At 72.3% G+C, this 21,935-nt stretch carries 22 protein-coding genes and 1 pseudogene; 15 read left to right on the forward strand and 8 right to left on the reverse strand.

Features of this window, described 5'->3' with window-relative positions; translation table 11 throughout:
- Positions 1–461 (forward strand): annotated as a pseudogene (locus ACGFI8_RS16630) (L-arabinose isomerase); the annotation flags it as partial.
- Between the two features lie 150 nt (positions 462–611).
- Here ACGFI8_RS16630 and ACGFI8_RS16635 read toward each other — a convergent pair.
- Genes ACGFI8_RS16635 through ACGFI8_RS16645 form a run of 3 tightly spaced genes read right to left on the reverse strand, consistent with a single transcriptional unit; the run spans position 612 to position 2,669 of the window.
- Entirely contained in the window at positions 612–1,310 is a 699-nt protein-coding gene (locus ACGFI8_RS16635; RefSeq protein ID WP_392805428.1) for a class I SAM-dependent methyltransferase, read from the reverse strand.
- Between the two features lie 47 nt (positions 1,311–1,357).
- Positions 1,358–2,326 (reverse strand): alpha/beta hydrolase, encoded by a 969-nt coding sequence (locus tag ACGFI8_RS16640; protein WP_392805430.1) that lies wholly within the window; start codon positions 2,324–2,326, stop codon positions 1,358–1,360.
- A gap of 37 nt (positions 2,327–2,363) precedes the next feature.
- Positions 2,364–2,669: a putative quinol monooxygenase gene (locus ACGFI8_RS16645; protein WP_392805432.1), complete on the reverse strand. Its 306-nt coding sequence runs from the start codon at positions 2,667–2,669 to the stop codon at positions 2,364–2,366.
- Between the two features lie 305 nt (positions 2,670–2,974).
- On the opposite strand from ACGFI8_RS16645, the gene ACGFI8_RS16650 reads away from it, so the two are divergent.
- Positions 2,975–3,592 (forward strand): ferritin-like domain-containing protein, encoded by a 618-nt coding sequence (locus tag ACGFI8_RS16650; protein WP_392805434.1) that lies wholly within the window; start codon positions 2,975–2,977, stop codon positions 3,590–3,592.
- On the opposite strand, the gene ACGFI8_RS16655 is transcribed toward ACGFI8_RS16650, so the two are convergent.
- On the reverse strand, positions 3,555–6,311 hold the full coding sequence (locus ACGFI8_RS16655; RefSeq protein WP_392805437.1) for an ATP-binding protein: 2,757 nt from the start codon (positions 6,309–6,311) through the stop codon (positions 3,555–3,557). The genes ACGFI8_RS16650 and ACGFI8_RS16655 overlap by 38 nt on opposite strands.
- 292 nt (positions 6,312–6,603) lie before the next feature.
- Here ACGFI8_RS16655 and ACGFI8_RS16660 point away from each other — a divergent pair, with 292 nt between their 5' ends.
- A complete protein-coding gene (locus tag ACGFI8_RS16660) occupies positions 6,604–7,497 on the forward strand; it encodes an AraC family transcriptional regulator N-terminal domain-containing protein (RefSeq protein WP_392805439.1) in 894 nt (297 codons plus the stop codon).
- Positions 7,498–7,502: 5 nt separating this feature from the next.
- Positions 7,503–8,168 (forward strand): copper homeostasis protein CutC, encoded by a 666-nt coding sequence (locus ACGFI8_RS16665; protein WP_392805442.1) that lies wholly within the window; start codon positions 7,503–7,505, stop codon positions 8,166–8,168.
- Between the two features lie 47 nt (positions 8,169–8,215).
- Here the strand turns inward: ACGFI8_RS16665 and ACGFI8_RS16670 are convergent, their stop codons facing one another.
- Both ACGFI8_RS16670 and ACGFI8_RS16675 read right to left on the reverse strand, forming a co-directional pair.
- Entirely contained in the window at positions 8,216–9,325 is a 1,110-nt protein-coding gene (locus ACGFI8_RS16670; RefSeq protein WP_392805445.1) for a ricin-type beta-trefoil lectin domain protein, read from the reverse strand.
- Positions 9,326–9,423: 98 nt separating this feature from the next.
- The gene (locus ACGFI8_RS16675) at positions 9,424–9,579 is read right to left on the reverse strand and encodes a DUF4291 family protein (RefSeq protein ID WP_392805447.1); all 156 of its coding nucleotides are present in this window, start codon (positions 9,577–9,579) and stop codon (positions 9,424–9,426) included.
- A gap of 51 nt (positions 9,580–9,630) precedes the next feature.
- On the opposite strand from ACGFI8_RS16675, the gene ACGFI8_RS16680 reads away from it, so the two are divergent.
- Genes ACGFI8_RS16680 through ACGFI8_RS16705 form a run of 6 tightly spaced genes read left to right on the forward strand, consistent with a single transcriptional unit; the run spans position 9,631 to position 13,563 of the window.
- Complete coding sequence (locus tag ACGFI8_RS16680) at positions 9,631–9,972, forward strand: MazG nucleotide pyrophosphohydrolase domain-containing protein (protein ID WP_392805449.1); 342 nt, start codon at positions 9,631–9,633, stop codon at positions 9,970–9,972.
- Entirely contained in the window at positions 9,969–10,592 is a 624-nt protein-coding gene (locus tag ACGFI8_RS16685; protein WP_392805451.1) for a hypothetical protein, read from the forward strand. The genes ACGFI8_RS16680 and ACGFI8_RS16685 overlap by 4 nt, the downstream gene beginning before the upstream one ends.
- A 26-nt stretch (positions 10,593–10,618) precedes the next feature.
- On the forward strand, positions 10,619–11,140 hold the full coding sequence (locus ACGFI8_RS16690) for a MarR family winged helix-turn-helix transcriptional regulator (RefSeq protein WP_392805454.1): 522 nt from the start codon (positions 10,619–10,621) through the stop codon (positions 11,138–11,140).
- Positions 11,124–11,915: an ABC transporter ATP-binding protein gene (locus ACGFI8_RS16695; protein WP_392805456.1), complete on the forward strand. Its 792-nt coding sequence runs from the start codon at positions 11,124–11,126 to the stop codon at positions 11,913–11,915. The genes ACGFI8_RS16690 and ACGFI8_RS16695 overlap by 17 nt, the downstream gene beginning before the upstream one ends.
- Complete coding sequence (locus ACGFI8_RS16700; protein WP_392805459.1) at positions 11,875–12,696, forward strand: ABC transporter permease; 822 nt, start codon at positions 11,875–11,877, stop codon at positions 12,694–12,696. The genes ACGFI8_RS16695 and ACGFI8_RS16700 overlap by 41 nt, the downstream gene beginning before the upstream one ends.
- 27 nt (positions 12,697–12,723) lie before the next feature.
- Entirely contained in the window at positions 12,724–13,563 is an 840-nt protein-coding gene (locus tag ACGFI8_RS16705; protein ID WP_392805462.1) for an SAM-dependent methyltransferase, read from the forward strand.
- 22 nt (positions 13,564–13,585) lie between these two features.
- Here ACGFI8_RS16705 and ACGFI8_RS16710 read toward each other — a convergent pair whose 3' ends face one another.
- Positions 13,586–14,617, reverse strand: coding sequence for a LacI family DNA-binding transcriptional regulator (locus tag ACGFI8_RS16710; protein WP_392805464.1), 1,032 nt, complete (start codon positions 14,615–14,617; stop codon positions 13,586–13,588).
- 161 nt (positions 14,618–14,778) lie between these two features.
- On the opposite strand from ACGFI8_RS16710, the gene ACGFI8_RS16715 reads away from it, so the two are divergent.
- Genes ACGFI8_RS16715 through ACGFI8_RS16735 form a run of 5 tightly spaced genes read left to right on the forward strand, consistent with a single transcriptional unit; the run spans position 14,779 to position 19,835 of the window.
- Positions 14,779–16,119, forward strand: a complete 1,341-nt coding sequence (locus tag ACGFI8_RS16715) for an ABC transporter substrate-binding protein (protein ID WP_392805467.1) — start codon at positions 14,779–14,781, stop codon at positions 16,117–16,119.
- Entirely contained in the window at positions 16,116–17,027 is a 912-nt protein-coding gene (locus tag ACGFI8_RS16720; RefSeq protein ID WP_392805470.1) for a carbohydrate ABC transporter permease, read from the forward strand. Before ACGFI8_RS16715 ends, ACGFI8_RS16720 begins: the two co-directional genes overlap by 4 nt.
- Positions 17,017–17,874, forward strand: a complete 858-nt coding sequence (locus ACGFI8_RS16725) for a carbohydrate ABC transporter permease (protein WP_392805473.1) — start codon at positions 17,017–17,019, stop codon at positions 17,872–17,874. Before ACGFI8_RS16720 ends, ACGFI8_RS16725 begins: the two co-directional genes overlap by 11 nt.
- Entirely contained in the window at positions 17,871–18,977 is a 1,107-nt protein-coding gene (locus ACGFI8_RS16730; protein ID WP_392805476.1) for a Gfo/Idh/MocA family protein, read from the forward strand. The genes ACGFI8_RS16725 and ACGFI8_RS16730 overlap by 4 nt, the downstream gene beginning before the upstream one ends.
- A 3-nt stretch (positions 18,978–18,980) precedes the next feature.
- The gene (locus tag ACGFI8_RS16735) at positions 18,981–19,835 is read left to right on the forward strand and encodes a sugar phosphate isomerase/epimerase family protein (RefSeq protein ID WP_392805479.1); all 855 of its coding nucleotides are present in this window, start codon (positions 18,981–18,983) and stop codon (positions 19,833–19,835) included.
- On the opposite strand, the gene ACGFI8_RS16740 is transcribed toward ACGFI8_RS16735, so the two are convergent.
- Positions 19,836–21,929: an alpha-galactosidase gene (locus ACGFI8_RS16740; protein WP_392805482.1), complete on the reverse strand. Its 2,094-nt coding sequence runs from the start codon at positions 21,927–21,929 to the stop codon at positions 19,836–19,838.
- Positions 21,930–21,935: the final 6 nt, after the last annotated feature.

Consider the following 21,935-nt stretch of genomic DNA (forward strand, 5'->3'; position numbering starts at 1 on the left):
CGCACATGCTTGAGGTGTGTCCGTCGATCGCGGCTGGTATCCCGTCGTGTGAGATTCATCCGCTCGGTATCGGCGGGCGGGAGGATCCGGTGCGGTTGGTGTTCGATGCCGCGCCGGGGCCGGCGGTTGTGCTGGGTCTGGCGGATCTCGGGGAGCGGTTCCGGCTCGTGGCCAACGAGATCGAGGTCGTTGCGCCGGCGGCGCCGTTGCCGAGGCTGCCGGTGGCTCGGGCGGTGTGGAAGCCGGCGCCGTCGCTGGGGGTGTCGGCCGAGGCGTGGCTGACCGCGGGCGGGCCGCATCACACCGTGCTGTCCCAGGCGGTCGGGGTCGAGGAGCTGTACGACCTGGCGGAGATGGTCTCGACCGAGTTGCTGGTCATCGACTCGGCGACGACGACCCGGGAGTTCGCCAAGGAGGTGCGCTGGAACGCCGCGTACTACCGGCTGGCGCGCGGCTTCTGAGTCGGCCGGATCGCCGTCACAAGGCTCGCGGCGTCGTGGGCATCGCGGAGAACGACCGTCACCGTCGATGTCAGGGGCAAGGCGATGCCGCGCCTTGCCCCTGACCGTTGGTGATCAGAGGTTGTAGCCGCCGCTGGATCCGCGCTTGGGCTACGCGAACTGCCTGGGCGGCGACCCACCGGCGGAGGCCGGCAGTGGCGTGCGGGGTCTGCGGCAGTAGTAGACGAATGCGGGTGGCACGTTGGCCCACACCGTCCGGCTGAGCACGACCTCCTCGAACCGCGAGCGCAGCAAGCGCCGGAGCCGGCGGGCCGGTGGGGCCCATCGCGTGTGTGTGTACGCGAAGGTGGTGAACGCGCCGTGCGGGGCGAGGCTGTCGACGACGGCGTCGAGCAGGTCGTCCTGGCGGCCCGCCGCGAATGCCGCCCACGGCAGCCCGCTTACGATCACGTCCGCGTGGTGATGACCGCGCTGCGCCAGTACGTCGCGCAGCCCCCGGGCGTCGGCGACGGCGACGTCGACTCCGGGGAAGCGGAGCGTCAGGCGTTCGGCGAACCGGGCGTTGATCTCGATGGCGACATGCCGGCCGCGGCCGGCGAGCCGCCGCTGGATCGCCGCCGTGAATGCGCCCGTGCCGGGGCCGAGCTCCACGATCAGTGGGGCGCCGGTGCGTGGCACGGTCGCGGTGACCAAGTCGGCCAGCGGCTCGCCGCTGGGTGTGACGGCGGCGACGGTGAATGGGTCGCGGAGGAACTCGCGCAGGAATGCGGCACGGCCGTCGCCGCTCGGCGCCAGCGAAGGGGAAGGTGGGGCGATCGTCTCGGGTTCGGCGCTGGCGAGGGTGGTCATGGTGCGGTGCTCCTTTCGGAGGTGCGGGGGATGGACGCGGTGCTGGGCTAGCTCGGGGAGGGCGAGGTCAGCACGCGGGTGAGCCAGTTGTTGCGGGTGCGGCGGGCCGCGGCGGAGACGCGGGCGTGGGGGTAGAGGGCGTCGAAGCCGTGGAAGCCGCCGGCCCAGACGTGCAGTTCGGACTGACCGCCGGCGGCCCAGATGCGGGTGGCGTAGGCGACGTCCTCGTCGCGGAAGACCTCGGCGGTGCCGGCGTCGATGTAGGTGGCCGGCAGGCCAGAGAGGTCCTCGGCCACGGCGGGTGAGACGTAGCCGGGCACATCGGCGTCCTGAAGGTCGCCGAGCACCGATTGCCACCCGAACGCGTTCATCTCGCGGGTCCACACACCCGGCTCGCCGGAGTACTGCCGGCTGGACGTGGTGGTGTTGCGGTGGTCGAGCATGGGGCAGATGAGCACCTGGGCCGCGATCGCCGGGGTGCCGCGGTCTCGGGCCATCAGGGTGACGCCGGCGGCAAGGCCACCGCCGGCGCTGATCCCGGCGATGATGATGCGGGCGGGGTCGATGCCCAGCTCCGCGGCGTGCTCGGCGGTCCAGAGCAGGCCGTGGTAGCAGTCGTCGACCAGGGTCGTGCCGGTGGCCTCCGGCGCCAGCCGATAGTCCACCGTGACCACGACCGCGCCGAAGCGTTCGAGCCATTCGAGGGGGATGTCGATCTGGGAGAAGCGGTCTCCCATGACCATCCCTCCGCCGTGCAGCCAGTAGACGCACGGCGCCGCCGTGGAGCGATCGGCCCGTTGCGGGCTGAAGATCGACAGTGGGATCCGCGCGCCGTCCGGGCGGGCGACCGTGACCTCGCGCCGCTCGACGGCGCGACCGTCGAGGAGGGTTCCGACCGGCGTCGAGGGGATCTGGCGGATCTGCGCGAGCAGTTCGAGGCTGAGCTCCGACGACAGGGGCATGTCGGCGAGCAGCGACCGCAGCTCGGGGTCGAGGTCGGGTCGGGTCTGGGTCATGGTCGGCTCCTTGGGTGTCGGTGGTTGCGGTGGATCCTCAGAACGTGGGCTTGCCGCCGACGGGGACCGCGTCGGTGTACTGCGACTCACCCGTCAGCAGCGGCTGGAGCTTCGCGACGAACGCCTGCGCCTCCTCGGCCGCGAAAAACTTGGCGTGCGCCTCCTGGCTGGTCCAGCCCTCGGCGACGGAAACGACATCCGGGTTGCCGCCGCAGCGGCTGACCAGGAACACGACGCAGTCCTCGTTCGGCAGGGACGGCGCGTCGAGCAGCAACGCGACGAGCTCGTCACCCCGGCCCGGCTGCGCGGTCATGACGGCGTGGAATCCGTGGTTGACAGTCATGGCGGTACATCTCCTCGGTCCTGTGGCGCTCGCCTGATGTCGGCGGCCGGCGCCGCTTGTGGTGTGCTCCACTCTTCGGCGCGGCCCGGCCGCGCTCATCAGTCATCTGTCTGCGACTTCGGGGGTCGCGGCGGCCGGCGACTTATCCGGGCCGACGGCGTCACCGCCGGCCGGCACCGTGCACGACCGCACCGGTCCGGCCGCGCGACCGGGGTAAGCGGGCGCGCGGGCAACGATCGCGCGGGTGCAGGCGTTAGGTCGTTTGACAGATGTACGGCGGTGACCGGCGTTCGACCATCGAGTGCATGACGATGCCTGCCGGGCGGGGACATGCCGCGTCACCGCCATCCGCGCTACGGATGCGCGAGGTTCGCGACCGGGCCCTGTTCGACCTGGACGACGGGCCGGTCACGCCGTCGAACCGCGCCGAGCTGGCGGCGGTGGCGGGGCTGCTGAACGTACTGCTGGCGAGTCTGGTCGTGTCGTCGCTGCAGTACGAGCAGCATGCGCTGCTCGTGCGCGCACCGTCGGACCGGGCGGTCGCGGAGTTCCTCTCCGCCTACGCCGACCGTGACCGCGCAGGCGCGCGGCTGCTCGCGGCGCGGATCCGGCAGCTCGGGTTCGCCGCCGACTACGATCCGCAGCACCTGGCCGGCCGCTCGCGGGTCGCATTCCAGACCTTCCCCGACGGGGACCTCGCCGGCATCGTGACCCAGGGCCTGGTCGGGGCTCGGATCCTCGTCCAGACGTTGCAGGAGGCGGTGCGCTGGGTCGGCGACGACGATCCCACCACCCGGCGGCTGCTGGAGCGGCTGCTCGAGGACAAGGAGGCACAGGCCGCCGAACTCGGCGCCCCTTCCGCCGCCGCCCGCCCGCGGCAGACGACTACCGGGGATCGGAGCCCGCCGACAGCGCATCCCTGAGTCCGGCGCGCGATGCCACGCCGAGCTTCGGAAAGATCCGGTACAGGTGCGCACCCACGGTGCGGTGCGACAGGTACAGGCGCTCGGCGATCTGCTTGTTGGTCAGACCGCTCGCCGCCAGCTGGGCGATCTGGAACTCCTGCGCGGTCAGGGCGGCCGGACCACCCGACGGTACGTCGGTGAGCCGGTACTTGGTGGCGCGCAGCTCGGTGTGCGTGCGTTCGAGCCATGGCGCCGCGGCCATGGCGGCGAATCCGTCGCGCGCGGCGAGCAGGTGCCGGCGGGCCTGCGACGCTGACCTGGTCCGGCGCAGTCTCTCGCCGAGGGCGAGCCGGGCCCGGGACGCCTCGAACAGCCACCGGTCCGCTGCGGGACTGGCCAGCAGCGACTCCAGCCGCGTCGTCGCCGCCTCGTCGTCGAGGACGAGAACCTCGGTAACCGCCTGGATGAGCGCCATCCGGGTCGACAGCGCGGCGACACCGGCGGCCCGCATCGCCTCGACGTGCGCCCTGGCCTCGACCGTCCGCCCGGTCCGGACCGCCGCCTCGACCAGGTCGAACATCACCCAGGTGCAGTGCGGCACGTGCGACGCGAGCACTCCGGGCGGGCTCATCGCGGCCGCGTGCAGGAAGGCCGCGTCCCAGTCGCCCTGGCCCAGGGCGGCCAGTGTGCGCGGATGATGGGCGAACAGGGCGGCGGCCGACACACCGCGAGGCAGTGCCCAGTGGGTCATCTCGTCGGCGAGGGCGTACGCCTCGTCGAAGCGTCCTCGGCCGGCCGCGACGATCGCCCGGTTGTACAGGAAGTACCACGCGAAGAACGAGAAGCCGCTGGTGGCGCAGACCCGCTGGCCCTCGAGCGCGAGTTGTTCGGCCTCGTCCCACCGGCCGACGAGGTAGTCGTCCAGACACAGGTGCATGAGGGCGCCGAGGTGTCGACGGGGTGGTCCTCCGTCCCGTCCGTGCCGGACGAGCCGCCATGAGGACTCGCGACAGTCGCCGAGGCGGTCCAGGTAGACCGACGCCGTGCCGATGCGCATGATGCGGGTGGGGTCGGCTTCGTCCGGGAGCGTATCCAGGATCGCGTCGATATGCGGCAGCGCCGACGCCCCGGTGCGTACCGGGTCGGGAAAGGTCCTGCTCGCCAGCGCGAGGACGTCGGGCGGCTGCGGCCGCAGCCGGCCCAGGGCCCGGTAGAAGGGTTCCCAGTACTCGGCGGCGCTGCCGTACCAGCACAGCAGCAGCAGCGTGTGCATGGCCTCGATCAGCGCCGGATGCTCGGCCTGGTAACCGTGGTCGCCGGTCTCGATGGCGCCGACCAGCAGGCGGTGGGCGGTGTTCACGTCACCGTCGCCGTTGAGCATCAGGAAGGCGGCCGCATTGGCCGCGTGGAGCGAGCCGGTGGCGTCCGCGCCCGCCCGGCGCGCATCGGTCAGCAACGTCTTCGCGTCGTCGATGGCGCCGCTCGCCTCGGCGCCGATGTAGGCGGCCTCGGCGAGCCGCCGGCCCCGCCCGGCGCTGGTCGCGCTCAGCTCGGCGGCGCGGATCAGCGCCGCGACCGCGGCGAACGCATCCCCGCGGAGCATGACGCGCCGCGCCGCCTGCTCGAGCAGTTCCGCGACCTCCTCGTCCGGCCCGACGGCGGCCGCCGCCAGATGCCAGGCACGGCGTTCCTGGTCGCCGTGCAACGCGCCGGCGAGGGCGATGTGCGCGCTGCGGCGCTCCTCATGCGTGGACATCGCCACGATCGCCGAGCGGATCAGCGGGTGCCGGAACGCGATGCGGGCCGTGGCGTCGTCCACGCGGACCAGCTGCGCCCGCTCCGCCGGGCCGAGGTCGGCAAGACCGGGCCCTTCCTCGATGACGGCCCGCAGGACCCGGGTGTCGCCGGTGCCCTCGAACGTCGCGAGCAGCAGCAGCCGGCGGGTCGGCTCCGGCAGATCGGCGATGCGTGCGGCGAACATCGCCTGCAGCCGGTCACTGAGCGGAACCACCTCCGGTCGTGCCGCGGTGCGGTGGGCGGCACCCAGCAGTGCGGACGGCAGCTCCATCAACGCCAGTGGATTGCCCTGGGCGAGGTCGAGCAGTCGCTGCCGGACCCGGGCCGGCATCTGCGGATAGGTGACGTCGACCAGCTGCCCGGCCGCCTCGTCGTCCAGCGGCTGGACGACGATCTCGGCCAGTCCCCGCGGATCGAGGAAATTCGCCGTCCCCGTCCTGGCGGACACGAGCAAGCCGGCATGGCAACCCTGCAGGCGGCGGGCGATGAACCCGAGCACGACGGCACTGGCCCGGTCGATCCACTGGACGTCGTCGACGAGCAGGACCATCGGCGCGTCCGCGGCCACCGCCTTGATCAGCAGCAGCGCCGCGGTGCAGACCAGCAGCGCGTCCGGCGGCGGGCCGACGCCGAAACCCAGCGCCACCGCCAGCGCCTCCCGCGGACCGGCGGGAAGGCGCTCGAGGTCGGCGTGGATCGGCAGGAGCAACTGGTTGAGGCAGGAGTAGCTGACGTCGGCTTCGAACTCGGACCCCGAGGCCCGCAGCACTCGCATCCGCGCTGCGAAAGCGAGCTCCGCCGCGGCGACGATCAGGGAGGACTTGCCGACTCCGGGCTCACCCCAGATCAGCCGCGCATCACCGCGTTCCCGCGCGGCGGCCAGGAAATCGGAGACCTGTTCCAGCTCGGCATCGCGGCCGAAGAGTTCGATGGTTGTCACAATGCCTCATGGCGCCGGGCACGGTGTCCTACCGCCATCCCGGTGGACCCGGTGCGGCACGTCGTCGACGCCGATTCGGATCTCGCGGCGCTTCTCGTCGGTCACCTCTGCTTGCTCCTCGGGCACGGCCGGACACCTGAACACTCATGAAACCAGTTCAAGACCCGCAGTTGCTTGCCCAAAGGTCGCGAAGTCTAGCTTGATCCTGCCCGATTCGACCGGTACGTGACCTGGGCCGCGGCATCACGCCCGGTGCTGGCCGGCCCGATGCTCCGGCGCTTTAATCGCACGTATGGCCCTCGACGAGCTCCGCAGCCTGCTTGCCCGCCACGCCCGACCTGACCTGACGACCGGCATCGAGGATGTCCTGATCTTCAAGGCCGAGCGGCCGTACCCGCCGACGCCGACCATCTACCGCACGGTGCTCGCGGTGGTCGCGCAAGGCACCAAACGGCTGGCGCTGGGGGAGCGCGTCTACCACTACCATGCCGGGCAGTGCCTCATCGCGTCGGTCGACCTGCCCGTGAGCAGCCACTTCACCGAGGCCAGTCCGGAGCTTCCCGGCCTCGGAGTCGGGCTGAACCTCAACCCGGCCGCCGTTGCCGACGTGCTGCTGCGGGCGGCCCCGGGCGACCTGCCGGACGTCGGCAACGACGCACCGGCCGGCCTCGCCGTCAGTGACGCGTCCGCCGAGCTCCTCGACGCCGTCGTCCGGCTCGTGCGCCTGCTCGACCAGCCGCGCGACATCCCGGTGCTCGCGCCGCTGGTCAAGCGCGAGATCCTCTGGCGGCTCATCACCGGCGAGCAGGGTGCGATGGTCCGCCAGTTCGGTCTGCCCGACAGCAGCCTCAGCCACATCGCCCGCGCCGTGCGATGGATCCGGGACAACTACATGCGGCGCTTCCTCGTCGAGGAAGTGGCACAACAAGCGGGCATGAGCGTCTCGGCCTTCCATCGCAACTTCCAGGCCGTCACCGCGATGAGTCCGATCCAGTTCCAGAAACAGATCCGGCTCCAGCACGCCCGGCTCCAGCTCGCCGCGGACGCCAACGACATCGGCGCCATCAGCCGCCGCGTCGGCTATGGCAGCATTTCGCAGTTCAGCCGCGAGTACCGTCGCCAGTTCGGCGCCCCACCGAGCCAGGACGCCACACGGTTGCGCACCGCCGCCCGGACCACGCCCTGACAAGGATGCTGCTGGAGATCATCGCGCTGGACGCGCTCGACGCCCGCAACGCCGCGGAGGGTGGCGCCGACCGGGTTGAGCTCGTCAGCGACATGGCGGTCGGCGGGCTGAGCCCCGACCCGCGGACCGTCGCCGCGGTGCGCGCCGCGACGTCGCTGCCGGTCCGCGTGATGCTGCGCACGACGCCGGGCTTCGGTGCCGATGCGCCCGCGTTGCGGCGCGCGGCCCGGGATCTGCGCTCGGCCGGCGCCGCCGAGTTTGTGCTGGGCTTCCTGGACGCCGCCGGGGGCGTGGACCGGGCCGCGCTGGACGCGGTGCTGCCGGCGCTGGACGGCGCCCCGTGGACGTTCCACCGTGCGATCGACCACGCCGCCGACCGCGCCGCGGCCTGGCGGGCGCTCGACGGCCGGCCGGGCCTGGACACCGTGCTCACCGCGGGGTCCCCGGACGGTATCGGCGCGGGCCTGGACGTCCTGACGGCCGAGGCGCGCGGCGGGCGGATCCTCGCGGGCGGCGGCCTGCGCGAGGACCACCTGGAGCGCCTGGCGGCCGCGGGCGTCACGGCGTTCCACTCCGGCAGCGCGGTGCGCCCGGGCGGCGACTGGTCGGCCCCGGTCGACCCGGCGCGGGTCCGCCACCTCCGAACCATGCTGACGGCACTGAGCCGATAAGCGGATGCGTCCGGCACGTTGTGCGCGCCGGACGCATCCGTCAGGTGTTACGCCGGAACGGTCCAGCTCTGGTTGGCGGCGCCGTTGCAGGTCCAGATCTGCAGCCGCGTGCCGTTGGCCGAGCTCGGGCCGGTCGCGTCGAGGCACTTGCCCGATCCCGCGTTGACCAGCGCCGAGCCGCTGCGGGTCCACTTCTGCGCGTTGGTGCCGTTGCAGTCGTACAGCTGGACCTTCGTCCCGTTGGCTGTGCCCGCGCCCGTCACGTCCATGCACTTGCCGAGCGCGCGCAGCGTCCCGTCCGAGGCGCGGGTCCACTTCTGGGCGTTGCTGCCGTTGCAGTCGTAGAGCTGCACGGCGGTACCGTTGGCGGAACTCGCCCCGGCGACGTCGACGCACTTGCCGCCGTAGCCGACGATCTGGCCGGTGCCGCCGGTCGGGCCGGTGGTCGGCGTGGTCGGGCCGCCGCTCGGCGTGGTGCCGAGCCACGTGTTCGCGGCGGCGGCGCCGGTGTTGTCGATCGCGGTGTTGCTCTCCACGGGGCTGGGCACCGAGCTGGGGAAGACGATGTACGTGACCGGCCCGGCCGTGCCGCCGGTCGCCGGGTTCGGGTCGATGCCGAGCGCCGTGGCCAGCGCGTACGAGCCCTCGCCGATGATGTTGTTCGGCCCCTCGTCGGCGAAGACGGCGTAGGCGACCTGGTTGTTGTAGACGACCGCGGCGACGGCGCCGGGCCGGATGCCGTTCGCGCCGTAGTCGAAGCGGGAGCTGGGCAGCGGTATCACGTAGTAGCGCGTGACGTCCGACGTGAAGTACGCGCCGGTCGAGGTGGTGAACGACGTCTGCGGCTGGTACCACGGGTCGGTCGAGGCGTTGCAGCGCGACGTGCCGATGCCGTCGCAGTCGATGTCCATGTCGGCGGTCCAGAAGTACGCCGTCCCGCTCTTGCAGATCGCGACGGTGGCCGGAGCGCCGTCGTCGGTGGCGTACTTGCCGTTGGAGACCTGGTTGCAGGTCTGCGTGCGGGCCAGCAGCTGGCTCGCGGTCGGCCCGGCGGCGAGCGCCGCCTTGCCGGTCTGGGTCAGGGCGAACGCGGTGGTCGCGCTCAGCGAGAGCACGACGGCCACGAACGCGACGAGGGGTAGACGGTACCTGGTCACGGGCAGGCTCCTAGGAAGACTCGGACAGGGTCTCCCGACGGCGAGCGGACGGAACCGCCGAAGGTTGAAAGATAGGAAACCTGACTGACAGATGTCTGTCAATACTCTCGCTCGGCCGGCAGCAGCGCCCGGGCCGCGTCGAGGTCGCCGGTGAAGCGCCCGGCTTTCAGTGCCGGCAGGGCGATCTGCGGGCCGTACGCCTGATAGACCGTGATCGTCTCCGCGGAGTGCACGGCCCGGATCTGCCGCGTCACGACCGGTCGATCCGGGTGAGGCGCTCGGCGAGGGCCGGCAGGGGCTCCGTCATGCTGAGCATTGTGAACAACTCCCGCCCCTTCACGCTCGCTGATTTGCCCGAGGTCGCCGCCGACGTGGCCGCCAAGCTGACCGCCGCCGGCTTCACCGAGGCGCCCCATTTGCGCCAGACGCTCGCCCTCGCCGAGGAGGCCGGCGAGTTCGTCGGCGCCGTGCGGCGCCACTACGGCATGGCCCGCCGCTCCGGCTCGTTCGAAGACGTCGAGGCCGAGCTCGCCGACGTGGTCATCACCGCCTTCGTCACCGCCCACACGATGGGCATCGACCTCGAGCGGGCCGTGGGCGCCAAGCTCGGCGTGGTGTACACCCGCGGCTGGCGGGACGAGCGATGAGCTGGTTGGAGATCGTCGGTTGGGCAGGCTCGGCGGTGCTGGTGTGGTCGCTGCTGCAGCGCCGGCTGCTGCGCCTGCGCGCGTTCAACCTGATCGGCTCGGTGATCCTGGTCGGCTACAACGCCGGCGCGCGGGTCTGGCCCATGGTCGGCCTCAACCTCACCCTCGCCGTCATCAACGTCTGGCAGTTGTACTCCCTGTTGCGCACCCGCCACGACGAGCGCAAATACCAGGTGGTGCAGGTCGCGACCGACGACAACTTCCTGGCGCACGTGCTGCGGGTCCACTGGGCCGACATCGCGAAGTACAACCCCCGCTTCCGCTTCGACGACGAGCACCGGCTCGCGTTTCTGACGCTGGACGCTGACGAGGTCGTCGGCGTGCTCATGCTCCGCCCGGACCCCGAGGACCCGCAGGTGGCGCAGGTCGAGCTGGACTACGTGACCCGCCGTTACCGGGACCTGAGCCCGGGCGAGTTCGTCTTCCGCCGCAGCGGGCAACTGAGCGCGCACGGGTTCCGCCGCGTGCTGACCCCGCCGGGCATGGTCGCGCCCTACTACGCCCGCCTGGGCTTCCGGCCGGTCGGCGACCGCTTCGCGCTGGAGCTTCCTTCTGATTAGCTCTGCTAACGAGGTATATTGTTGATGTGGATCACGAGGGCTTGGCCGACGCGCTCGGCGCGCAGCTCATGGGCGTGCGCCGCGTGCTGCGCAGGCGCCTGCGCGCCGGCCTGTTCGCGGACTCGGACGGCCCGGCGCTGACCGGCAGCCAGGTGGAGCTGCTGCGCCTGGTCGAGTCGACGCCCGGCATCGGCGTCGGCGCGGCCGCGCAGCAGCTGCACCTGGCCGGCAACTCGGTCAGCACGCTGGTCAACCAGCTCACCGAGGCGGGGCTGCTGCGCCGGGAGCGGGACCCCGCCGACCGCCGCTCGGCCCGGCTGGTGCTGACCCCGGCGGCCGCGGCGCGCCTGGACGCGTGGCGCGCCGCGCGGGTGTCGCTGCTGGCCGGCGCGCTGGGGGAGCTCGGCGACGGCGAGCGCGACGCGCTCGCCGCGGCGGTGCCCGCGCTGTCCCGCCTCGCCGGCATCCTGGCGGGCGATCCACAGCCTAGTTTCCTAGGAAGCGCGAGCGAGTGTGGCGAGGGGGACCGTGATGACGGCGGCGGTTGAGATACGCGGGCTGCGGCACCGGTTCAAGGAGACGGTCGCGGTCGACGACCTGTCGCTCAGCGTCCCGCCCGCCGAGATCTTCGGCCTGCTCGGGCCCAACGGCGCCGGCAAGACCACCACGATCCGGGTGCTGACGACGCTGCTGCCGCCCCAGGCGGGGGAGGTGGCCGTCTTCGGGCTCGACGTGCGGCGCAACCGGATGGCGGTGCGGCGGATGATCGGGTACGTCCCGCAGGCGCTGTCCGCCGACGCGGCGCTCAGCGGGCGGGAGAACGTGGCGCTGTTCGCGCGGCTGTTCGACGTGCCCCGCGCCCAGCGGCGCGGCCGGGCCGCCGCCGTGATCGAGGCGATGGGGCTGGCCGAGGCGGCCGACCGGCCGGCCGCGACGTATTCGGGCGGCATGATCCGCCGGCTGGAGCTGGCCCAGGCTCTGGTGAGCGCGCCGCGCCTGCTGGTGCTGGACGAGCCGACGATCGGGCTCGACCCGGTGGCGCGCGCCGGGGTGTGGGAGCGCATCACCCGGGTGCGGGCGGAGACCGGGATGACGGTCCTGGTCACCACGCACTACATGGAGGAGGCCGAGGAGTACTGCGACCGCGTCGCGCTGATGCACCGCGGCCGGATCCGGGCGCTCGGCACCCCGCAGGAGCTGATCGCGTCGGCGCAGGGGCAGAGCCTCGACGACGTGTTCCGCGAGTACACCGGAGACGATCTCGACTCGGGAGGGTTCAGCGATGTCCGCGCAGCTCGTCGCACCGCAAGCCGTCTCGGCTGACACGCGGCCCGCCGGCCCGGTGCGGGTGCTGCTGACCCGCATCGTGGCGATGTGCCTCGTCGAGCTGCAGAAGCTGCGCCGGGACCGGACCGAGGTCGTCACGCGGGCCGTCCAGCCGGCGCTGTGGCTGATCATTTTCGGCCAGACGTTCTCGCACCTGCGGGCGATCCCGACCGGAGGCATTCCGTACCTGGACTTCCTGGCGCCGGGCATCCTGGCCCAGTCGGCGCTGTTCGTGTCGATCTTCTACGGCATCCACATCATCTGGGAGCGCGACGCCGGGGTGCTGGCGAAGCTCATGGTGACGCCGACGCCGCGGGCGGCGCTGGTGACCGGCAAGGCGTTCGCCGCCGGGTTTCGGGCGCTGGTGCAGGCGGTGGTGGTGATCGTGCTGGCCGCGGTGCTGGGGGTGGCGATGACGGCCAACCCGCTGAAGCTGCTCGGCACGGCGTTCGTGCTGGTGCTGGGCTCGGCGTTCTTCTGCTGCCTGTCGATCACCCTCGCGGGCCTGGTGCTCAAGCGGGACCGGTTGATGGGCATCGGTCAGGCGATCATGATGCCGCTGTTCTTCGCCTCGAACGCGCTGTACCCGGTCTCGGTGATGCCGGGCTGGCTGCGCGTGCTCAACCACGTCAATCCGCTCAGTTACGAGGTCGACGCGCTGCGGGGCCTGCTGATCGGCACCCCGTCGCGGCTGTTGCTCGACGTCGCGGTGCTGGTCGCCTCGGTCGCGGTGGCGGTGTTCGCGGCCTCGGCGATGCTGGGCCGGCTCACGCGATGAGACGTTGATGGCCTACGATGCGTACTCATGACGGATGGCGGCGTCGACGAGCAGGCCGGCTGGTCCGAGCGGATCGACACGAGAACGTCGCACCCGGCCCGGCGCTACAACTACTGGCTCGGCGGCAAGGACAACTTCGCCGCCGACCGTGAGTCGGGCGAGGCCATCGCCAAGGTCTATCCCGCGATCCGCACGACGGCCCTGGAAAACCGCGCGTTCCTGCGGCGGGCGGTGCGGTTCCTGACCGCCGAGGCGGGCGTGCGGCAGTTCCTGGACATCGGCACCGGCATCCCGACGGCCGACAACACGCACGAGGTGGCGCAGTCGATCGCGCCGGAGTCGCGGATCGTCTACGTCGACAACGACCCGATCGTGCTGGCCCACGCCCGCGCGCTGCTGACCAGCACGCCGCAGGGCGCGACCGCGTACATCGACGCGGACCTGCGCGACCCGGCCTCGATCCTGGCCCACGACAGCGTGCGCGGGACGCTCGACTTCGACCGGCCGATCGCGCTGATGCTGATCGCGATCGTGCACTTCCTGTTCGAGGAGCACCGGCCGTATGCGACGGTCCGCCGCCTGGTCGACGCGCTGCCGCCGGGCAGCTACGTGGTGATGACGCACGGCACGAGCGACCTGGTGCCGGCCGCGATGCGCGAATACGCGGAGGAGGAGATCCGCGCCGGCCGGCTGCGCGTGGACGCGGTGGCCCGCTCCAAGGACGAGATCGCCCGCTTCTTCGACGGCCTGGAGCTTCTCGACCCGGGCATCGCGCCGATCGTGGAGTGGCGCCCGACGGTGCCGCCGGAGGACCGCCCGCCGCTGGCCGACACGGCGCTGTACGGCGTGGTGGCCCGCGTCCCGTAGGCCCGCTCGGCCCCGGCGACCGTCACCGCCGGGGCGCCGGGCCGGTCGAGCCGCGCACGGTGAGGTGCACCGGCAGCATCACCTGCTGGCGGGTGGTGGGTGACGGGGCGGCCGTGCGGTCCAGCCGGGACAGCAGCATCGACACGGCGACCCGGCCGGCCTGCTCGATCGGGGCGGTCAGCGTGGTCAGCGGCGGGTGGCAGAAGTCGGCGCCGAAGATGTCGTCGCAGCCGACGACGCTGATGTCCTCCGGGACGCGGACGTGCCGCTCGCGCAGGCGCTGCAGGATGCCGATGGCGAGCAGGTCGTTGAAGACGATGCAGGCGGTGGCGCCGGTGTTGAGCACGGCGTCGGCGGCGGCCGGGCCGGAGCCGCGGCCGGACGGGAAGGGGCCGACCCGGGTGAAGGTGAGGCGGTGGCGGGCGGCGACGGCGCGCATCGCGTTCCAGCGGGCCTCGTTGGGCCAGGAGCGCTGCGGGCCCGACACGTAGGCGATGTCGCGGTGGCCGAGCGACAGCAGGTGCTCGGCGGCCTGGCCGATGCCGGCGGGGGTGTCGATGATGGCGCTGGGCACGCCGCGGACGTTGCGGTTGATGGTGACGAGGGGGATGTCCCCGGCGAGGCGGGCGAGCTCCTTGTCGGGCAGGCGGGACGCGGCGAGGATGGCGCCGTCCAGGGAGCGGCGCATCTTGTGCAGCATCTCGGCCTCGAGTTCGCCGGTGTCCTCGGTGTCGATGAGCAGCTGCGCGTAGCCGGCTGCCTTGAGCTGCTGCTGCGTGCCGCGGATGACGCCGAAGTAGAACGGGTTGGTGACGTCGGAGACCAGCACGGCGATGGCCCGGGTGCGCCCGGACGACAGCGCCCGGGCCGGTGAGCTCGGCACGTAGCGCAGTTCGCGGGCGGCGGCCTCGATGCGTTCGCGGGTGGCGGCGTTGACCCGGCCGGGGTTGTTCAGCGCGCGGGAGACGGTCGACGCGGCGACGCCGGTGGCGGCGGCGATGTCGTTGATGGTGACCGGGCGTTTCCCGTGGGTGCCGCGGGGCAGGGCGGGCATGGCGCACAGCAAAGCAGGTTTGGCAAAAGATGGCAAACGATTGCCACTGCCGGAGCTGCGCTGATAGCGTCCGCCTCGATCCGCCGTGAAGCAGCATCGATGCGTCGCCGACACCCCCAACGCCGCGGCGGCGCACCGCTCACTGAGGAGTGGACACCCTTATGAACCGATTGAAGATCATCGCCGTCGGCGCCGCCGCGGCCCTGGCGCTGGCGGCCTGCGGTAACGACGCGAAGAGCGACGGCAGCAGCGACGGCGCGCTCAACGGCGCCGGCAAGACCCTCAACGTGCTGGTCCAGGCCAACACGATCTATCCGCAGCAGCAGAAGCAGTGGTTCACCGACACCAGCAACGCGTTCAAGGCGCAGACCGGCGCCGAGGTGAAGTTCGAGACGTTCGCCTCGGCCAACGACGAGCTGACGAAGATCCAGACGTCGGTCGTGTCCGGGCAGGGCCCGGACGTCTACTCGCTGGGCACGACGTTCACCCCGACCGCCTACGCGACCGGCGCGTTCCTGGAGCTCACCGACGCCGACTGGCAGAAGGCCGGCGGCAAGGACTCCTTCGTGCAGGCCACGCTCGGCATCTCCGGCCCCGACGACAAGCACCAGGTCGGCATCCCGTTCACCAGCCGGCCGTTCGTCATGGCGTACAACACCGAGCTGCTCAAGGCCGCCGGCATCGACAAGCCGGCGGACAACTGGGACGGGCTGCGTGAGCAGGCCAAGAAGCTCACCACCGGCGGCACCTACGGCATGGCGATCGCCTACGCCGACGGGTTCGACCCGTGGAAGTTCATCTGGGCGATGAGCGTGCAGGCCGGCAACCCGCTCGTGGCGGGCAAGAAGGCGTCGCTGGACGACCCGGCGACGGTGAAGGCCTACCAGACCTACCTGGGCTGGCTGGCGACCGACAAGGTCGTCGACCCGGCCGCGGTCGGCTGGAAGAACGCCCAGGCGATCGCCGAGTTCGGCGCCGGCAAGGCGGCCTTCCTGCCGATGGTCTCGGCCACCTCCAAGGTCACCCTGGACAAGTCGCAGGTCGCCGGCAAGTACGCGTACGCGATCATGCCGACGATCCCGCCCGGCGCCACCAGCCTTCCCGGCGGCGGCGTCGGCGCGACCAGCATCCTGTCCGGCGACAACCTGGTCGTGGCCAAGTACAGCAAGAACAAGGACCTCGCCCTGGCCCTGGTGAAGCTGCTGACCAGCCCCGATCAGCAGAAGGCGTACTACAAGACGTTCGGCGAGCTGCCGACGAACGCCGCCGCGGCCAAGGAATTGCAGGCCGACCCGGCCCTGGCCGCGATCGTCGACTCGGCGTCGAAGGCGCACGGCACACCGTTCAACGGCGGCTGGAGCAAGGTGCAGCTGGCCCTGGTCAACGTCGTCGTGCAGTCGATACCCGACCTCAAGGCCGGCAAGGTCGACGACGGCCACCTCAGGTCGCTGGTGAGCGCCGCGCAGAAGGACGCGCAGAGCGCCGTCGACGAGGCGAAGTGACGACTCTCGCTCGTCGCGCCCGGCCGGTCCGACCGGCCCGCCGGGCCGTCAGCCGGCGTCAGCGTCCACTGTGGATGCTGGCGCCGGGTGGCGTCCTGCTGCTCGTCGTCATCCTGCTGCCGCTGGCCGTGGCGCTGCTGGTGTCCACGCTGGACCTCAACCAGTACACACTGCGGCAGTGGACCGACGCCCCGAACGTCGGGATCGGCAACTACCTGGAGGCGTGGCGGGAGACCGCGCTGCCGCACGCGATCTGGGTCACCGTCGGCTACTCCGTGATCGTCACCGTCGCCGCGGTGCCGCTGGGCCTGGCCGCGGCCCTCGCGACGCAGCAGCGCTTCGCCGGGCGGGCCCTGGTCCGCTCCGCGTTCCTCATCCCGTACGTGCTGCCGGCGTTCGTCGTCGGCACCGTGTGGCGGACCATCCTGCAGCCGGCCGGGCCGCTGGACCAGGTCCTCGGCGAGCAGTACCTGTGGCTCAACGGCCCGCGCAGCTACTGGGTGCTGGCGTTCGTGCAGCTGTGGACGTCGTGGCCGCTGCTGTACCTGCTGGCCCTGTCCGGGCTGCAGGGCATCGCCGACGACGTGCACGAGGCCGCGGCCCTGGACGGCGCCGGCTGGTGGGCGAAGCTGCGCCACATCGTGCTGCCGCACCTGCGCGGCGTGCTCGCCCTGGGCATGGTCATCGAGTTCCTGCACACCCTCAACAGCTTCACGCTGCCGTACGTGCTCTTCGGCGTCCCCGCCCCGCACGACGTCGAGGTGCTGCCGGTGCTCACCTACGTGGAGAGCTTCCAGAACTTCAAGTTCGGGCTCAGCGCCGCGATGGCGGTGCTGTCGCTGGTGCTCGTGGCCATCCCGCTGTCGGTGTACCTACGAGCGGTGAGGCTGAACCGCAATGAAGACTGACGTCCAGCGCCTGCTGCCCCGGGGCCTGCAGGCGGCCGTCATCGCGCTGCTGCTCGTCTTCGCGCTGACGCCGGTGCTGTACATGCTGTTCGCGAGCGTCAACGACGACCTGGCGGTGGCCCGCGGCGGGTTCTGGCCCAGCGCCTTCCACCCCGCCAACTACCTCGACATCTGGGACACCGTCGAGCTCGGCGACGGCCTGCTCAACAGCGTCCTCGTCGCCGGCGGCGTCGCCGTCCTCTCCGCCCTGGTCTCCGTGGCCACGGCGTACGTGCTGGTGCGGTTCTCCTTTCTCGGCCGCGGCCTGGTCCTGCGCGGGCTGCTGGCGCTGCAGAGCATCCCGGGCACCCTGATGCTGCTGCCGGTGTTCGTGCTGTTCGCCAACCTGTCCCGGGTGCTCGGCATCGACGTCATCGGCACCCGGTGGGCGCTGTTCATCACCTATCTGACGTTCGCGCTACCGTTCTCCACCTGGGTGATGGTCACCTACCTGCGCGGCCTGCCGCACGAGCTGGACGAGGCCGCCCGCCTCGACGGCGCCTCGTCGTGGCGGATCCTGCGCTCGATCGTCATCCCGCTCAGCTGGCCCGGCCTCGTCGTGTCCGGCATCTTCGCGTTCCTGCTCGGCTGGAACGACGTCCTGTTCGCCTCGGTCATCACCAACGCCGACACCCGCACCGCCGCCGTGGCGCTGCAGGTGTTCGGTGCGACCCAGGAGGGCGGCGCCATCCCGCTGTACGGGCAGCTGATGGCCTCCGCGCTCGTCTGCGCGCTGCCGGTGGTGGTCTTGTACCTGGCATTCCAGCGGTTCCTGGTGGGTGGCCTGACGGCCGGAGGAGTGAAATGAGTTCCGAAACGACGCGGCTCAACGTGGCGATCGTCGGCAGCGGCATCATCGGTGCCAACCACGCCGAGGCGATCGGGCGGCACCCGCGGCTGCGCGTCGCCGCGCTCGTCGACGCCCGCATCGAGGCCGCCGAGGGCCTCGCCGCGAAGCTCGACCCGCGCCCGGCATGCCACCTGACCCTGGCCGAGGCGCTGCGGGCGCAGCCGATCGACCTCGTCGCCGTCTGCACCCCCAGCGGCCTGCACGTCGAGGCGGCCGAGCAGACGCTGCGGGCCGGGGCGCACCTGCTGGTGGAGAAGCCGCTGGACACCAGCCTGGCCAAGGCCCGCGAGTTCGCGAAGGTGGCGCTGGAGGCCGAGGGCCGCGGCCTGGTCTGCGCGATGGTCAGCCAGCACCGCTTCGACCCGGCGATGGTCGCCGTGCAGGCCGCGGTCCGCGACGGGCGGCTCGGCCGGGTCACGTCCGCCGTCGTGTCCATGCCGTGGTGGCGCGACCAGGCGTACTACGACTCCGCCGACTGGCGCGGCACGTGGGCGTACGACGGCGGCGGGGCCCTGGCCAACCAGGGCATCCACCTCGTCGACCAGATGCTCGCCCTGCTCGGCCGCCCCGAGGAGGTCTACGCCCGCACCGCTATGGTCTGCCACGAGCGCATCGAGGTCGAGGACCTCGCCGTGGCCACGATCCGCTTCGCCGGCGGCGCCCTCGCCGTGCTGCACGCCACCACCGGCGCCCACCCCGGCCTGCCGGTCCGCCTCGCCCTGCACGGCACCGGCGGGTCCGCGATCCTGCACGACGACCAGCTGGAGTACTTCCACTCCGCCACCCCCGGCGACCTCGACCTCGACATCGTGGCGCCCGGCGAACGCTACGGCGCCACGAAGGCCGCGGACGGGTTCGTCGTCGGGCACCTGCGGCAGTACCAGGACATCGTCGAGGCGATCGACACCGGCCGGCCACCGGGGGTGCGGGTCGCCGACGGCCTGCTCGCCCTTGCGCTCGTGCGGGCCGTCTACGTCTCGGCCACCCTCGGCCGCCCCGTCGACTTCGGTCAGGTCCTCGACGGCGTCTTCGACGACGTCACCGTCACAACCCAGGAGTAGCACGTGAGGTTCTCCGTCTTCACCGCCTCGACACCCGACTGGACCCCCGAGGAGGCCGTCGCCAACCTCGCCGAGCAGGGCTGGGACGGCGTCGAGTGGCGTGTCACCGACCAAGACCCGGCAGACCCGGCCGGCACCCCCGGCTTCTGGGCCGGCAACCGCGCCACCTGGCCCCTCACCGGCCTCGAGGACCGCCTCGGCGACATCGACCGCCTCACCCGCGGCGCCGGCCTCGCGTACTCCGGCATCGGCGGCTACGCCCGCAGCTTCGAGCGCGACGACGTGGCCCGGCTGCTCGCCGCCACCGCCGCCCTCGGCGCCGGCCGGGTGCGGGTCACCATGCCGCTGCTGAAGACCGGCGACTACCGCGACCTGTTCGCCGGCGCCCGCAAGGACCTCGAGTGGGCCACCGCCGAGGCCGCCCGCCACGGCGTCGCCGTCCTCGTCGAGCTGCACCACGAGACCATCGCCTCGTCCGCGTCCGCCGCCCTGCGCCTCGTCGACGGGCTCGACCCGGCCGCCGTCGGCGTCATCCACGACCTGGGCAACCTCGTCATCGAGGGCCACGAGGACCACCGGGCCGCGTTCCAGCTGCTCGGCCCCTACCTGCAGCACGTCCACGTCAAGAACGTCGCCTGGCACCGCACCGGCACCGCCGCCGACGGCACCGTGACCTGGAAGGCCGACTGGGCGACGCTGCGCGAGGGCCAGGCTGACGTCGGCGCCTACCTGCGGGCCCTGCGCGAGCACGGCTACGACGGCTGGGTCACCCTGGAGGACTTCTCCACCGCCCTGCCGCTGGCCGAGCGCACCCGCGACAACCTCGCCTACGTGCGCTCCCAGCTCGCCCTGGGCTGATCAGGCCGGCCGCGACACCCGCCGCAGATGGGTGACGGCGCTGTCGTGGTTGCGGTACAGGCCCGCGTCCAGGCCGTGCACGGCCAGGAACGCCGCCGGGTAGCGGGTGCCCGTGTCGGCGTCCTGCCACGTGCCGGGCGGCAGGAACGGCAGGCGGGCCGGCGGGGCCGGCTCGCCGTAGCGGTGGCCGTCGAGGAGCTGGAACACCGCGGCCTCCTCGCCCGAGGCCGACAGGTATGCCAGCGCCGGGGCGTCCGACTCGCGCGGGGAGCGCAGCCGGTGCAGCGCACCGTGCTGGACGATCGGGCGGATCCGTTTGTACCGCGCGATCAGCTCCGCCGCCGTCGCCTGCTCCTCCGGCGACCAGTGGGCCAGGTCGCCGCCGATGCCGAGGACGCCGGCCATCGCCACGTGGAAGCGGTACCGCAGCGGCAGCCGGTTGCCGGTCAGGAAGTTCGGGGCGTCGGTCACCCACGCCGTCATGGCCCGGGCGGGGTACAGCTGGCTGAAACCCTCCTGAATGTGCAGCCGGTCGCTGGCGTCGGTGTTGTCGCTCGGCCACACCTGGTCGGTGCGGGCGAGGATGCCCAGGTCGACGCGGCCGCCGCCGGAGGCGCACGACTCGAAGCGCACGTGCGGGTGGTCGCGGCGCAGCCGGTCCAGGATCGCGTAGAGGTTCAGCGCGTGCCGCGACGACCACAGCAGGTCGCGCTGCGGGCCCGGGTCCGTCACCGGGCGGTTCATGTCCCACTTGACGAACGCGATGTCGTTGTCGGTCAGCAGCGTGTCGAGCCACCCGTGCAGCCAGGCCGCCACGTCCGGCCGGCCCAGGTCGAGGACGAGCTGGTTGCGCATCTCGTGGCGCGGGTACCCGGGGGAGGCGTACACCCAGTCGGGGTGCGCCCGGTAGAGGTCGCTGTCGGGGTTGACCGCCTCCGGCTCGACCCAGATGCCGAAGCGCATGCCGAGCTCGCCGACGCGCTTGATGAGCGGGCCGAGGCCGTTGGGGAACCGGGTGCTGTTGGGCAGCCAGTCGCCGAGGCCGGCGTTGTCGCTGACCCGCGCGCCGAACCAGCCGTCGTCCATGACGAACAGCTCGCAGCCGAGCGCCGCGGCGCGCTCCGCCAGGGCCATCTGGTTGGCCTCGTCGAGCAGGAAGCCCGTCGCCTCCCACGAGTTGTACAGCACCGGGCGCAGCTCGTCGCCGTGCGGCAGGACGTGGCCGCGCACGTAGTCGTGCCAGGCCCGGCTCGCCGCGCCGAAGCCGCCGTCGCTCCACAGCCCGCACGAGCGCGGGGTCGCATAGGTCGTACCGCCGGACAGGCTCGCGACCGGCTCCTCGTGCCCGGCGCCGACGTTGGCGACGACCCGCCCCGCCGGCAGGCGTTGCACGTCGATGCGCCAGGTGCCGGACCAGGCCAACGCCGCCGTCCACACCTCGCCGGTCGTCTCGGTCGCGGTGCCGTCGTCCAGCGCGATCCACGGGTTGTGCATCGGGCTCGTCGTGGTGCGGCGGCTGCCCAGGCGTACGACCCCGTCCGGCAGGGCCGAGCGCTCCAGCCGGCTGTCGGCCCCCCACCGCCCGTGCAGCGAACCGAGCCGGTAGCCCTCGCGCGGCGGCGGGCACCAGGCGGCGCTGTCGGCGCGCAGCACCTCGACCGGCACGTCGGTCTGCAGCTCGGCCCAGCGCTCGATCACGTCGTGCGCGGCGGACACCCGGTAGTGCAGGACCAGCCGCAGCGGGCGGGTCAGCTCCGTGTACCGCAGCCGCAGGTGCCCCGGGTCGGCCCCGTCGACCTCGCCGGCGCCGAACACCCACCGCACCGTCCGGCCGCCGTCGCGGAAGCGCAACGCCAGCGCCGGCTCGACGAAGCGCATCCCGGTGTCCGACGGGTACTCCTCGCGCCCGTCGACGTGGCTCTCCCAGCTGCCCCGGGCCGCGTCGAACGGCACCTTCGCCAGCGCCACCGCCGCGTCGTCGTCGACCGGCGCCCCCCAGTGCGCGGCGAGCGGCACGTCCTCGCCGCCGAGCGACAGCACGTAGGCGCTGCGCGGCGTGCGCAGCACCCAGACGCCGGGGACGGGCTCGGACACGAGGGC

This window comes from Dactylosporangium sp. NPDC048998 (assembly GCF_043197855.1).
Classification (GTDB): Bacteria; Actinomycetota; Actinomycetes; order Mycobacteriales; family Micromonosporaceae; genus Dactylosporangium.